This window comes from Aquilutibacter rugosus, assembly GCF_036541335.1.
Lineage (GTDB): Bacteria > Pseudomonadota > Gammaproteobacteria > Xanthomonadales > Xanthomonadaceae > Aquilutibacter > Aquilutibacter rugosus.
This window is the reverse complement of the sequence record NZ_JAZHBO010000001.1, coordinates 646752-659049: the sequence shown is the minus strand read 5'-3', so window position 1 is coordinate 659049 and position 12298 is coordinate 646752. Positions and strand designations below refer to the sequence as shown.

Below are 12298 nucleotides of genomic sequence, written 5' to 3'. Positions count from 1 at the left end.
CGCAAGCGGCGAAAGTAATGGGGACGGAGGCAATTAATTTTCCTTAACAAATGCTGTCCATGCGGGCTGCGCAAGGGGCTACGCCCCCGCTGCCGCGGGTCATTTGTTAAGGAAAATTAATTGCCTCCGTCCCCATTACTCACAGCGCGTCGGCGTCGAGCTCCCCGGTACGGATACGAACAGCCCGCTCCAGATCCCAGACAAAGATCTTGCCGTCACCGATCTTGCCGGTGCCTGCAGCCTTGAGGATTGCATCAACGGCGGGCTCGAGCAGCGGCTCGTCGACCGCCACCTCGATCTTGATCTTGGGCAGGAAATCGACCACGTACTCCGCGCCGCGATACAGCTCGGTGTGACCCTTTTGCCGGCCGAACCCCTTGACCTCGGTCGCAGTGATGCCGTTGACGCCCACCTCGGCCAGAGCCTCGCGCACATCGTCTAATTTGAACGGCTTGATGACGGCCATGATCATTTTCATTGCAAAACCACCCAACTCACAGTACGAAGGCGAACGTTACAACCAGTTTATCCCAAAGTTGATACCCGCTTAATGCAAACGCGACCATAATGAAGGCCTACGAATAACCGTACGGAGACCGCCATGATTGACATCAGCAAACTCGATGAGCTCGCCCAGAAACTCGCGTCCATGGTGCCCCAACCCCTGCGCGACACCGGCGAAGAGCTCCAGCAGAACTTTAAGTCCGCCCTGCAAACCGGACTCGGCAAGCTCGATCTGGTGACTCGTGAAGAGTTCGAAGTGCAGCGCGGCGTCCTGCTGAAAACCCGCGAGAAACTCGAGGCCCTGGAGCGTCAGGTCGCTGCCATGGAGACGGCCGCACATACCCGCGACCCCGAGGCCTGAGCGCAAGCTGTCCTGACAGCCGCTCAACGCGAGACGAGTAGCCCGGTGCCCACAACGCACCGCGGCGAATTCTGAGACTCTCCGCAGAGCCTTCGCAACAGACTAATCGGTGATACGCCGATCGGTCTCGGCGCGGAGTGGCGAACTATGGATCTAGCGGTAGTGCAATCGCGCGCCAGTGAGGGCATTGACGCGCCTCCTGTCCGTGTCGAAGTGGCTCTCGGCCCCGGCCTGCCCGGCGTCGAACTGATCGGAACCCACTCCACCGTTGGCCGCCAGGCGCGGGAGCGGGTCAAGGCCGCGCTTCGCGCCTCGGGCTTTGACATGCCGGTGCGCAAGATCACCGTCAATCTCGCCCCCGCTGAGTTGCCCAAAGAGGGTGGCCGCTTTGATCTGCCAATTGCCGTCGGGATTCTGGCCGCCAATGGCGACCTGCCTAGACCGGCACTAAGAGCGCGCATGCTGATCGGCGAGTTGGCCCTGACCGGCGAGCTGCTGCCGACCCGCGGTATTTTGCCGGCGGCATTGGCCGCGCGAGCGGCCGGCTTAGAGGCCATCGTCCCTGCCGCTGACGCCGGCACCCTGCGCCACTGGGCCGAAGGCGTGGTCTGCGCCCGCACTTTGGCCGAGGCAGTGGCGTACCTGCGCGGTCGCAAACAACTACCCAGGCCGGCACAGATCGCACCAATAGACGACCTGATCGCCGATGATACATATGATTTCGCCGATGTTCGCGGACAGGACGAGGCCAAGTGGGCCCTCACCGTCACCGCCGCAGGTGGCCACCATGCCCTGCTGCTTGGTCCGCCGGGCTGCGGCAAGACCATGCTGGCCCGCCGCTTCACCGGACTGCTTCCACCGCTGGAACACGCCGCGGCCGAGCAGGCCCGCGTGATCGCATCCATTGCCAACCTGCCGGCCCCGGTCAGCGCCCGACCGCCTATCCGCATGCCGCACCACTCCACCAAGCCGGGCGCACTGATCGGCGGCGGCACCCAGGCCTGGCCCGGCGAGATCACGCTGGCCCATCGCGGCGTCCTATTTATGGACGAACTCGCCGAATGGCCCCGCGAGGTGCTGGACCTGCTGCGCCAACCCCTGCAGGACCGCCAGATCACCCTGCTGCGCGGCCGTCGCGCCATTACCTACCCAGCGGCGTTTCAGCTCATTGCAGCCAGCAACCCCTGCCCCTGCGGCAAACCGCCCCCGACCGAAGGCGATACCAAAGGCAAGTGTCGCTGCTCAATCGAAAAGATCCGCCGTTACCAGCAACGGCTCAGCGGGCCCTTCGTCGATCGGCTGGATATTCAGGTCCACCTGCATCCGGTCACCGCCGACGACCTAAGTGCCACGCGATCCGAGCGCCTGTCACCGGGCCTGCGCGACACCATTCTTGTGGCGCGACAGATACAGATGGAGCGCCAGGGCATGCTCAACGCCGAGCTCCCCGATGAGTCCTTAGAAGGCATTTGCGGCCTAAGACCGGTGGAGTGGCGACGGCTGATGACTTGCGCCGAAACCAACGGCCTGAGCGCGCGTGGCGTTCACCGAACGCTAAAGGTGGCGCGCACCGTGGCGGATCTGGAAGCCGCAGGCGGTGGCGGAGGCAACGTCAGCTGGTCGCACCTGATGCAGGCCATGGCCTGGGCCCCGACCGGTGCCGAACCCCATTAGATGTCGTGGTACTTGCCGTGTGCGACGGTGCGGTACCACGCCTGAATGCGGGCCAGATCGGCCTCGATATCGGAGGTGAGATCAAACGCCTCACCGACGCCGATTACCTTGCGCGTGTAGTCGAAATAGACCGGCACCACCGGCACATCGGCGGCGCGAGCGATGCGCCAGAAGCCCTGCTTCCAGCGATCGACTTTGCGGCGCGTACCCTCGGGCGCCAGACCGTACCAGAACTGCTCATTGCTGCGAATCAGCTCGGCCGCCTGCTCGACGATGCCCGCCGGGTTACTGCGATCCACCGCCATGATGCCCAGCCACCGCAACAAACCGGCCAGCAACGGCACCTTGAACAGCGAATCCTTGCCCAGAATGCGAATGTCCAGACCCATTGCCGTCTTGGCGCACATGGCCCAGAACCCATCCCAGTTGCTCGAGTGCGGCGCACCGATTAGCACCGCGCGCGGAAGATCGGGGAAGGCACCCTCCATGCGCCAACCACCCACACGCAAAATAGAACGCGCCAGCCACTTTACGAAGGCGCTGTGATGCACTTGCGGCAACGACGGCGGCAAGAGCAACGCGGGGGCATTGGGGTTCGCGGCAGTAGCCGTGCGCAAATTGCGCTTGGAGAGGTCAGAGGAATCAGGCATTGGCAAATTCTAGTCCCAATCGCGTACAGAACGACGAGACTTGGTCTCGCCGCGCTGACGTTTTTCAGTGAGTCGTCGTGTTTTCGAAGCGCGTGTCGGCTTGGTCGCCACCCGTGGCGTGACCGGCAACAGGGCCTGCTCAATTACCGCCGCCAGGCGATCCCGCGCATCCTGACGATTGCGGTCCTGAGTACGGAACCGTCGCGCCTGAATGACCAGCACGCCATCTTGCGTCATGCGCCGATCGCGCCGCGCCAGCAACAGCTCACGCACCGACTCGCTCAAGGACCGCGAACGCGAGATATCAAATCGCAGCTCCACCGCCGTCGCCACTTTGTTGACGTTCTGACCGCCCGGCCCCGAGGAGCGGATGAACTGCTCGTCCAGCTCGGATTCGTCAATCACGATGCCGTTACTCAACCGCATGCGACGCCACTCCATGCTCAGATGCACGCGCATCGGACATAACGGCCGGGGCATCAGCAGGCCGGGACACGAACCACGCCAGGGCCTTGCGCATCTCGTCATCGACGGGAGCGGTGACGTGCAGGCGATGGCCTTCGAACGGATCATCAAAGGACAACGACCGTGCGTGCAGCAGCATGCGATGGATGCCCATCATCCGCCACTGGCGATTGTGCCGACCGTCGCCATGACTGGTGTCGCCGATCAGATGATGAAAACAATGCTTGAGATGGCGACGGATCTGCCGGAAGCGCCCAGTCTCGAGCCGACATTCGAGCCAGGCGTAACGCGAGACTGAAAAGTCCCGATCCGGAAACGGCAACTCGGCGCGAGCTAAGACGCTGAAATGCGTCACGGCCGACTTCTTCTCGCGCTTGCCCGGACCGCCATCGAGCGGGTAATCAATGGTGAAGGCGTCTTCGCGCGGCCAGCCACGCACCGCCGCCCAGTAAGTCTTGTCGAGCGTGTTGGCCATGACCTGCTTGCCCAACAGCGACGCCGTCTCACTGTCGAAGGCCACCAGGCAGCAGCCGGACGTCGCGCGATCCAGACGATGCACCGCAAAGATCGGCACTCGCAGCTGACTCTGCAGCGCATCGACCAGATACTGCTCATCACCGTTGGCCATCTTGCTGCGATGGATCATCATGCCGTGCGGCTTGTTGACGACGGCAAAGCGCGGCGTCTGCAGCAGGATCTCAACGGGTGGCAGGGGATGGCTCATGTTGGCTCATTAAATATCACGCGCCGGCCACCGGGGACAAAAGGTCGAACCCGATCGCCGCGATGCTTCATGCCCTAGCGACGGCGGCGCGGCCACGCGGCCAGCAAGGCCCACACACCACCGGCACCGGCAATCCAGGCACTCAAGGGCACGCTCAGCACTTTGGGGCCACCGGCTTCGAGCACGTACAGTACCGACGCCACGATCAGCAGCCCGGCACCTAAGACGGCTGCCACCGTTTGCCGATGGGCGTCGTGAATCGCCCGACGCATCTGCTCGAGATCCGTCGAAGCGATGATCATGCGCTGCTGACCGTGCGCCTGCTGCGACAACCACTGATGCGCCAGTCGCGGCATCTCCGGTGCGGTAGTCATGATCTCGGGCATGCGCTTGCGCAACTCGCGCAGCAACTGCGAGGGCGAATACTTGCGCACCAGAATCCGCTGCAGCACCGGGCGTGCGATCTCCCAGATATCCAGCCGTGGATCGAGTGTGCGACCCACGCCTTCGATACTCAACAGCGTTTTCTGCAGCAGAATCAGCTGCGGCTGCAGTGTCAGCTGATACTTTTGCGCGGTACGGAACAACTTGGCCAGTAGCTCAGCCAGGGAAATCTCACTCAGGGGTCGTGTCAGATAGGGCTCACACACGGCGCGCACCGCAGCTTCTAACTCGTCGATGCGCAGATCGGCCGGCATCCACCCTGCGCGCACATGCAACTCGGCGATACGTCGGTAGTCGCGGTTGAAAATGGCCATGAAATTCTCGGCCAGATAGTACTGGTCGTCATCGGACAGCTGGCCCATGATGCCGAAATCCAACGCGATGAACCGCGGATTGTCCTTGCGCGCCGGATCCTGATCGACCCAAATATTGCCCGCATGCGCATCGGCATGAAAGAAGTTGTCGCGGAATACCTGTTCGTAGAACACACGCACGCCCTTTTCGGCGAGACGCACGCGATTGATGCCGGCTGCATCGAGCGCGGCCACGTCATCGGACGGAATGCCGTACACGCGCTCCAGCGTCAGCACCTGTTCGGCGGTATGCGACCAGATCACCTCGGGCACATACAGATCGTCACTGCCTTCCCAATTGCGACGCAACAGACTGGCGTTACCGCCTTCGCGCTGCATGTCGAGTTCGGCGGTCAAGGTGGCGGCAATCTCATCGACCACTTCGCGCGGACGAATCTTGTCTGACGCAGGATGCGTGCGTTCCACCACCGAGGCCAGCGCGTACAGCAGCGACAGATCCTCGGCAATTTGCTTGCCGATGTTCGGACGGATGACTTTGACCACCACCTCGCGGCCACTGAACAGCTGCGCGCCGTGCACTTGCGAGATCGAAGCACTGCCCAACGGTTGCAGATCAAAGCGCGCGTAGAGTTGATCGATCGGCTTGCCCAGCGCGGCTTCGACTTGCGTGCGTGCCAGCTCGCCGTCAAACGGTTTGACGCGATCCTGCAGAAACGCCAGCTCGTCGGCGATATCCACCGGAATCAGATCGCGACGCGTTGAAAGGATCTGCCCGAACTTGACAAAGATCGGACCGAGCTCCTGCAGCGCCAGGCGCAAGCGGGCACCGCGCGAGAGTTGCGCGATTTCCTCGGACGCGCGAGGCACGAACGGACGCGCCATCGCCAGCCATTTTTCGTAAGGCGTGTCTTCGGCCAGCGAGTCGAGCCGATAACGCAACAGAATGCGACCGATCCGGGCCGCGCGCAGCACCGAACTCACAGACCGCGCTCCGCGCGCAGACGCGCGATGCGCACCGCCAGCCGTTCGACATCATTGCGCACGGTGTCCACCGCGTCGTGGAAATCCTGCAACTCGATCCGGCCGACGACATCGCGCGACTCTTCGGTCACGAACAGTGCCGACGACTCGGCCAAGCTGCGTCCGGCCTCGCGCAAGTGACGACCTGCACCGCTCACGGCCTGCGCCACCTGCACGCCCATCACGTCGCCGAACAGTTGCACAAACGGCAACTGCAAGTCGGGCGCAAAGTTCGCCATCAGGCCCTGCACCTCGCGCGCCAGATCGGCGTCGCCGCTAATCCGCAGCCGCCCTTTGAGTTTGTTCGGAGCCTCGCGCATCATCGGCGACTGATTGATCAGCCCCGTCAGATTGCTGTCGATTTCCAGATCGTGCTCGATGTCGGACTCCAACTTGCCGACCTGCAATTTGCCATCGGCAGTGACCGTGACTTGCAGCGCCAATGGCGGATTGACCAGCTTGAAGGCGATACGACGACCCTGCCAGCCCCGCACGCGTTCGGCCGCGGCGGCATCCATCGACAGGGCCCGATTCAGTGCGCGCTCAAGCGCTGCACCGGCCAAGGGTCTGAGAAAAGCTGGAATTGCGTTCATGCGGTCATTCTAAACGAGCGCCGTAACTGCTCGATGCCCTGATCGAAGGAAACCGCCGGAACGTACCCGAAATCCTCGCGCGCGGGCGTCATGTCGTACCAGTGAGTGGTCAGCATCTGTTCGACCACAAACGGGGTCAGCAAAGGCTCGCCACGCAGCGGCAACCCGCGATACGCGGCCTGCATCACATGCGCCGCCGCCATCGCCACAGCGGCGGGGATATGCTGCGAAACCGGCGGTTCACCGGCGGCATCAAGCAGCGCATTGACCGTATCCTTCATCGAACGCGGCTCGCCATTGCTGATGAAATACGCCTTGCCCGCATTGCGGCTACCGGGCTCCAGCGCCTGCAGCGCCCGCACATGTGCATTGGCCGCATTGGTCACGTACGTCGAGTCAATGAGATTGTCGCCGCTGCCGATCAGGCGCAAACGACCGGCGCGCGAGCGCTCAACCAGTCGCGGCAGCAGATGATTGTCGCCGGCACCCCAGATCAGGCGCGGCCGCAGTGCGGTCACGGCCAACGACGCGTCATTGGCGGCCAAGGCCTCGATCTCGGCCAGCTTCTTGGTGGCGGCATAGGGCGCACGCAGGCCTTCGCCGTACGGCACCTGCGCCGCCGACAGTCCGGCAACCGGATGGGTCGCGCGGTGCGTCACCGACGGCGTCGAGGTGTACACCACTTTGCGAACCCCGGCGGCCCGCGCCGCCTGCAGGACGTTGCGGGTACCGAGCACGTTGGCGCGATAGTAGTCCTGGTACGGACCCCAGGCCCCGGCCATCGCCGCGTTATGCACAATGGCATCCACGCCACTCACCGCTGCGCGCATGGCCTCGGCATTGGCCAGATCGCCCAGCACTTGCTCCACGCCCAATTCACGCAAGGCCGCAGAATCACGGCGTTGGATGCTGCGCACGGTGTAGCCCTGCGCCTGCAAGGCTCGGCACAGCGCCAAACCCAGAAACCCGCCGCCACCGGTGACCAGGACCTTCATGCGCGCAACCTGCGAGCGGCTTCGACCGCCAGGTCTTCGCGTCGGATCTTGGCGTTATGGCGGATATCCACCGGGAATTTCCGATGCGGCAGGAAGCGTTTGATCCCTTGCGTCAACGGAAGTTGCATGGCCAGCGCGCGCAATTCAGCGCGAATGCCGTCCCACGAGTGCGGGGTGCGCGGATCCAGCTCCACCAGCACGACGGGTTCGCCTTCGACACCAACCAGCGCACTGCGCAACACACTCGGATGCGTGTTAAAGATCGGCTCGACCTGTTCGGTGTGCAAGTCGCCATCGGCCGTGCGAACACGCTGCGACAGACGACCGCAAAACCAGAGTCGACCTTGGGCATCCAGATAGCCGGCATCACCCATCCGATGCACAACGCGATCGCGTTCCGAGATCTTGGCCTTAAAGGTCAGATCCGGCCGGTTGAAATACGCCTCGGTGGTGCTGGGACCGACCACGGTAATCTCACCGATCTCGCCCGGGGCGCAGGCCACGGTCTCATCCCAATTGGCAATCGGACCATCCACGATACGAATGATGCGCACGTCATTGCCCGGCAGCGGCCGACCTACGCAGGTCCCTGCGCCCTGTTCGGTGGCAATGCGCGTGCCTAACAGCTGTCGGCCTTCGATCACTGCCACCGGCAAACATTCGGTGGCGCCGTAGGGCGTCCAGAACTTGGCATCGTCGGGCAAAAGGGCCTGAATTTTCGCAACCGTTACAGGGGGCACCGGCGCGCCCGCGCTGGTCACGCGCCTCAGACCCGCCAGCGGCTTGCCGTATTCGGCCAGCACCTTCATCAGCGCCGGCGAACCGAACAGCTGCTCCACACCGAACCGCTGCATGGCATCGTGCAATTTGCGTGCATCGGCCTGCGCCGGCTTGCGGGCATCCATATCCGGAATAACCGAAGTCAGCCCCAGCGCCGGATCGAACAGTGCAAACGGCGGAAACGTCGGAAAATCCGTGCCGCCCGGCTCAATGCCGAAGGCATCGCGCAGCAGCTCGAGCTGGCCGATAAAGTGCCGATGCTTGTATTCGACACCTTTGGGCACCCCGGTGCTGCCGCTGGTAAACAAAATGGCGGCCAGGTCGTCGGCACCGGGTGTCGGCAACTCCAGCTCGTCCGAGCAGCGCAAATCGCGCAGACGACGATTGCCGAACCAGCCATGGCCGGTGGTCAGATGCACATTCGCAGATGGCGCCCAGCCCAATACGCGCCGCGCCAGATGCGCCATCGGCAAGCCGATAAAGCCCTGCGGATCGGCCTCGCGCAGGCACTGCTTGAGCGAGGCCCGCGGAATACCCGGATCGATCAGCACCGGCACCATGCCCGCACGAAACAGCGCAAACATGCTGACAAAGAAGTCCAATGTCGGTTTCAGCATGACCACCACCCGGTCGCCACGCTCTAACGGCGTCCTGTGCAGCAAACCGCGAGCTAGCGCCGTGCTGCGCTTTTGCAGCTCGCCGAACGTCAGCAACTCGTCGTAACGGGCAAACCCGAAGCGATTGTGGCGCGGACCCGGAACGCGAATCGCGATCTGTTCCGGCTGCAGACGGGCGGCGCGATCGAGCGCGTCGGTGAGATGAGGGGGCGGCAGCTCGGACATGGCAAGATTTTCGCAGAATTCGCAGCGACCGTAGAATAGAGCCCGATGTCCGACACGCCTTTCGTTCACCCTTGCCTATCCTGCGGCGCCTGTTGTGCCACGTTTCGCGTGTCCATGCACTGGAGCGAAACCGATCCGAACTTGGGTGGCGTCGTCCCCGCCGAGCTCACCGAACCCTTAGATGCGCATCAGGTCTGCATGCGCGGAACCTGGGCGAAGGCACCCCGCTGCATCGCCTTAGACGCAGTGATCGGCCAATACAGTCGCTGCACGATTCACGCGCAACGACCGCAGGCCTGTCGTCTGGTGCAAGCGAGTTGGGAATTCGGCCGTGCCGATGCGCAGTGCGACAAAGCACGCGCGGTTCACGGACTTAAGCCGCTGACTCCACAGGATTGGCCGCCAGGAACTGGCGCACCAGCGGCAGACTGACTTCGGCCTTGTCCTCGAGCACGTAGTGCGCGGCATCTTGGTAGGCGTGCACCTGCGCATTCGGCAAGGCATCGCGGAAACCCTGCAGGAAATGCCGGTCGAACACAAAGTCCTTAAGACCCCAGAAGATCAGCGCCGGACGGTCCGCCAGACTCGGCAAGAACGCGCCCATGCGTTCAATGGTGTCCCAGGCGCGATCGCCCTTGCCCAGCGGAATATCCTGCACGAAGCGCAGCACCGAACGCCGATTCGCCCACGAATTGTAGGGTGCAATAAAGCCGCGGAAAACATCAGCGGGCAAGCGACGCACGCTACCGATGTGCGCAGTGCCGCGAGCAAAGGCGTTCAACCCGCGAATCAGAAAGGCACCTAACCACGTATCGCGACCCAGCCACAAACTGCGGGGCAGGCGCTTGGCCTTAGGCAAGGGGAACGCACCGGTATTGGTGATCAGCAAACGCGCCACCTGCGCCGGATGACGCATCGCCCAGCCGAACCCGATGCCACCGCCCCAGTCATGCACGGCCAACGTCAGCGGGCCGGTGATGCCCAAGTGAGCGAGCAGGGCTTCGACATCGTCAATGCGGCTGTCGAGCGTGTAGGTGTAGTGCGCATCGTCGGGCTTGTCGCTATTGCCCATACCGACGTGATCGGGCGCAATGCAGCGGTACTGATCGCGCAGGCCGAGAATCCAGCGGCGCCACAGGAACGACCACGACGGATTGCCGTGCAGCATGAGAATCACCGGCGCGTCCTGGGGGCCTTCGTCCAGATATGCCATGCGGATACCGGGGCGAACTTCGAAGCTTAGCGGGGTGAACGGATACTCAGACGTACTCATCATGCTTAATTTCGGCGGCGACCACATCCTGCCAGACCGAATATAGCAAGGCAAACAGAAACGCGATAAATGGCAATGCACTCAGCCACGAGATCAGACCGATGGCGAGTTGGGTAGAGCTCGTAGGCAGTTTGGTGATCGGCCACACCACCACGTACATCAGGCCGCTCCACATCACCATGGCCACGGTGGCAATGATCGGAATCAGCAGCGCGCCCATGAAAAACGTCTTGAAATTACGCAAAAAACCGCGCCATGCCGTGCCGAAGGCAATGCGGACGATCTGATTGGAGACCGCGACCTCGCCCAGGCCGATGCCCATCAGTGCGGTGACCAGCGACATCATCAGTGCGGTAAACAGCAGCGGCAGGATCTGCAGATTCTGCAGCGACGGACGCTGCAGGAAGTCCTGCGGCAGGCCCACAAAGCGAAACACCGCCAGAATAAGCCCGTAACCGATCAGCACGAGCACAAAGTAACCCACCAGACGCACGGCCATGCGACGGATGCGATACGGCTCAAACACCTGCAAAGGCGATGGCGACTCGACATCGTGGGCGACACGGTGCATCAGACGGAAGTAGCCGCCAAACAACGGCAAGAACACCAGTAGCGCAAACGCGGCACCGAGCAGCAACAGCAGGATCTGCTGCATGTTGCCGGGATCGATAAAGAACTGCAGCAGGTACTCAAACCACGAGGGGATGGTCGACACGATTGACAGCAATGCCGCGCCACCGAAAACGGCAAACGGTCGGCGTAGCATCAGGTGCACCGCGTTCTTGACCCAGCTAATGCTGGCCAACAGCGGCACTTCGCGCGTGTTCATTTAGGCTCACCCTATCAGAGCACGCCGCGGCGCGGCGTGGGTATAGCCGAGTATTATCGCCGATTTAACGGTGTCGCGCTGCGCGGGCGTGACGAACGAAGCGTCGCAGAACTTGCCTGGCATGCGGAGTCGCCGAGACCTTGTCATGCAGCTCGCGGTGATCAATACCCTCGGCCTGTAACTCCTCTCGGCGGGCCCGGACATAGCCCTGCATCGTGGTCCGCGAGAATTCGGGATGGAACTGCAGCCCCCAGACGTGCTGCTGCCAGCGGAACGCATGGCAGTCATCCAGCTCCGAGCGGGCCAGCACCACCGCGCCCTCAGGTGGCGCCACCACGGTCTGCAGATGGGTGGCCTGGGCGTTGAATGTCGCCGGCAGACCCTGAAATAAAGCGTCATCGGCCGTATGGTCGGCATCGGTTTGAAGGCCAACCGTGCCCATCTCACGTTGCGGCAACCAGCCAACCTCGCCGCCTAGCGCATGTGCGATCAGCTGATGGCCATAGCAGATGCCCAGCATCGGGACCCCGGCATGGGCCGCCTGCCGCAGCCAGTCGGCGGTGCGTTCGCTCCAGTCGTGACGATCGGTGACCATGGCCGCCGATCCCGTCACCAGGACGCCGGCAAAGCCTTCGGCATGATCCGGCAAGATCTCGCCCTGCTCCACATTGAAGCTGACCGCCTCGTCGGGCTCCAGACCGGCCGCCACGCGAATCCAGTGCGGAAACCCTTTATGGCGCTTCATGCGCCCGGCCGGCTGTCCGGTTTCAATGATCAGGAAGGGGGTATCAAAGGCCATGAGCTGCAGCCGATCACTTTGAGAGTTTAGG

Annotated in this window: 14 protein-coding genes; 3 read left to right on the top strand and 11 right to left on the bottom strand. The window is 62.8% G+C overall.

The genetic code is table 11. From position 1 onward, the window contains the following. Positions 1 to 139: 139 nt before the first annotated feature. Entirely contained in the window at positions 140 to 478 is a 339-nt protein-coding gene (locus V3390_RS03160) for a P-II family nitrogen regulator (RefSeq protein WP_331689381.1), read from the bottom strand. Between the two features lie 123 nt (positions 479 to 601). On the opposite strand from V3390_RS03160, the gene ubiK reads away from it, so the two are divergent. Both ubiK and V3390_RS03150 read left to right on the top strand, forming a co-directional pair. Next, positions 602 to 865: a ubiquinone biosynthesis accessory factor UbiK gene (ubiK, locus tag V3390_RS03155; protein ID WP_331689380.1), complete on the top strand. Its 264-nt coding sequence runs from the start codon at positions 602 to 604 to the stop codon at positions 863 to 865. 147 nt (positions 866 to 1012) lie between these two features. Beyond that, positions 1013 to 2539 carry a YifB family Mg chelatase-like AAA ATPase gene (locus tag V3390_RS03150; RefSeq protein ID WP_331703313.1) on the top strand — a complete coding sequence of 509 codons (1527 nt, stop codon included), beginning with the start codon at positions 1013 to 1015 and terminating at the stop codon, positions 2537 to 2539. On the opposite strand, the gene V3390_RS03145 is transcribed toward V3390_RS03150, so the two are convergent. From V3390_RS03145 to V3390_RS03115, 7 genes are all read right to left on the bottom strand, one after another. After that, positions 2536 to 3189 carry a lysophospholipid acyltransferase family protein gene (locus V3390_RS03145; protein WP_425492991.1) on the bottom strand — a complete coding sequence of 218 codons (654 nt, stop codon included), beginning with the start codon at positions 3187 to 3189 and terminating at the stop codon, positions 2536 to 2538. The two genes, V3390_RS03150 and V3390_RS03145, sit on opposite strands and share 4 nt — an antisense overlap. 9 nt (positions 3190 to 3198) lie before the next feature. Continuing rightward, positions 3199 to 3615, bottom strand: a complete 417-nt coding sequence (gene arfB, locus V3390_RS03140; protein WP_331689377.1) for an alternative ribosome rescue aminoacyl-tRNA hydrolase ArfB — start codon at positions 3613 to 3615, stop codon at positions 3199 to 3201. Continuing rightward, entirely contained in the window at positions 3602 to 4378 is a 777-nt protein-coding gene (locus V3390_RS03135) for a pseudouridine synthase (protein WP_331703312.1), read from the bottom strand. The genes arfB and V3390_RS03135 overlap by 14 nt, the downstream gene beginning before the upstream one ends. 74 nt (positions 4379 to 4452) lie before the next feature. Continuing rightward, positions 4453 to 6117, bottom strand: coding sequence for a ubiquinone biosynthesis regulatory protein kinase UbiB (gene ubiB / locus V3390_RS03130; protein ID WP_331689375.1), 1665 nt, complete (start codon positions 6115 to 6117; stop codon positions 4453 to 4455). Next, positions 6114 to 6749 (bottom strand): ubiquinone biosynthesis accessory factor UbiJ, encoded by a 636-nt coding sequence (locus V3390_RS03125; RefSeq protein WP_331689374.1) that lies wholly within the window; start codon positions 6747 to 6749, stop codon positions 6114 to 6116. Before V3390_RS03125 ends, ubiB begins: the two co-directional genes overlap by 4 nt. Continuing rightward, positions 6746 to 7744 carry an NAD-dependent epimerase/dehydratase family protein gene (locus V3390_RS03120; protein ID WP_331703311.1) on the bottom strand — a complete coding sequence of 333 codons (999 nt, stop codon included), beginning with the start codon at positions 7742 to 7744 and terminating at the stop codon, positions 6746 to 6748. The genes V3390_RS03125 and V3390_RS03120 overlap by 4 nt, the downstream gene beginning before the upstream one ends. Further along, a complete protein-coding gene (locus V3390_RS03115) occupies positions 7741 to 9366 on the bottom strand; it encodes a fatty acid CoA ligase family protein (RefSeq protein ID WP_331703310.1) in 1626 nt (541 codons plus the stop codon). Before V3390_RS03115 ends, V3390_RS03120 begins: the two co-directional genes overlap by 4 nt. Before the next feature lie 45 nt (positions 9367 to 9411). Between V3390_RS03115 and V3390_RS03110 the strand changes: the two genes are divergently transcribed. After that, positions 9412 to 9798 (top strand): YkgJ family cysteine cluster protein, encoded by a 387-nt coding sequence (locus V3390_RS03110; protein ID WP_331703309.1) that lies wholly within the window; start codon positions 9412 to 9414, stop codon positions 9796 to 9798. On the opposite strand, the gene V3390_RS03105 is transcribed toward V3390_RS03110, so the two are convergent. From V3390_RS03105 to V3390_RS03095, 3 genes are all read right to left on the bottom strand, one after another. Further along, entirely contained in the window at positions 9740 to 10642 is a 903-nt protein-coding gene (locus V3390_RS03105; protein ID WP_425492990.1) for an alpha/beta fold hydrolase, read from the bottom strand. The genes V3390_RS03110 and V3390_RS03105 overlap by 59 nt on opposite strands. Continuing rightward, positions 10626 to 11468 (bottom strand): hypothetical protein, encoded by an 843-nt coding sequence (locus V3390_RS03100; protein WP_331703308.1) that lies wholly within the window; start codon positions 11466 to 11468, stop codon positions 10626 to 10628. Before V3390_RS03100 ends, V3390_RS03105 begins: the two co-directional genes overlap by 17 nt. A 64-nt stretch (positions 11469 to 11532) precedes the next feature. Beyond that, entirely contained in the window at positions 11533 to 12267 is a 735-nt protein-coding gene (locus V3390_RS03095) for a glutamine amidotransferase (protein WP_331703307.1), read from the bottom strand. Between the last annotated feature and the right edge of the window lie 31 nt (positions 12268 to 12298).

Excerpts from the sequence above, each read along its gene's own strand:
- V3390_RS03115 (WP_331703310.1), bottom strand. The coding sequence starts at position 9,366 with ATGTCCGAGCTGCCGCCCCCTCATCTCACCGACGCGCTCGATCGCGCC.
- V3390_RS03110 (WP_331703309.1), top strand. The coding sequence starts at position 9,412 with ATGTCCGACACGCCTTTCGTTCACCCTTGCCTATCCTGCGGCGCCTGT.
- V3390_RS03105 (WP_425492990.1), bottom strand. The coding sequence starts at position 10,642 with ATGATGAGTACGTCTGAGTATCCGTTCACCCCGCTAAGCTTCGAAGTT.
- V3390_RS03150 (WP_331703313.1), top strand. The coding sequence starts at position 1,013 with ATGGATCTAGCGGTAGTGCAATCGCGCGCCAGTGAGGGCATTGACGCG.
- arfB (WP_331689377.1), bottom strand. The coding sequence starts at position 3,615 with ATGCGGTTGAGTAACGGCATCGTGATTGACGAATCCGAGCTGGACGAG.
- V3390_RS03135 (WP_331703312.1), bottom strand. The coding sequence starts at position 4,378 with ATGAGCCATCCCCTGCCACCCGTTGAGATCCTGCTGCAGACGCCGCGC.
- V3390_RS03125 (WP_331689374.1), bottom strand. The coding sequence starts at position 6,749 with ATGAACGCAATTCCAGCTTTTCTCAGACCCTTGGCCGGTGCAGCGCTT.
- V3390_RS03145 (WP_425492991.1), bottom strand. The coding sequence starts at position 3,189 with ATGCCTGATTCCTCTGACCTCTCCAAGCGCAATTTGCGCACGGCTACT.
- V3390_RS03095 (WP_331703307.1), bottom strand. The coding sequence starts at position 12,267 with ATGGCCTTTGATACCCCCTTCCTGATCATTGAAACCGGACAGCCGGCC.
- ubiK (WP_331689380.1), top strand. The coding sequence starts at position 602 with ATGATTGACATCAGCAAACTCGATGAGCTCGCCCAGAAACTCGCGTCC.
- V3390_RS03160 (WP_331689381.1), bottom strand. The coding sequence starts at position 478 with ATGAAAATGATCATGGCCGTCATCAAGCCGTTCAAATTAGACGATGTG.
- V3390_RS03120 (WP_331703311.1), bottom strand. The coding sequence starts at position 7,744 with ATGAAGGTCCTGGTCACCGGTGGCGGCGGGTTTCTGGGTTTGGCGCTG.
- V3390_RS03100 (WP_331703308.1), bottom strand. The coding sequence starts at position 11,468 with ATGAACACGCGCGAAGTGCCGCTGTTGGCCAGCATTAGCTGGGTCAAG.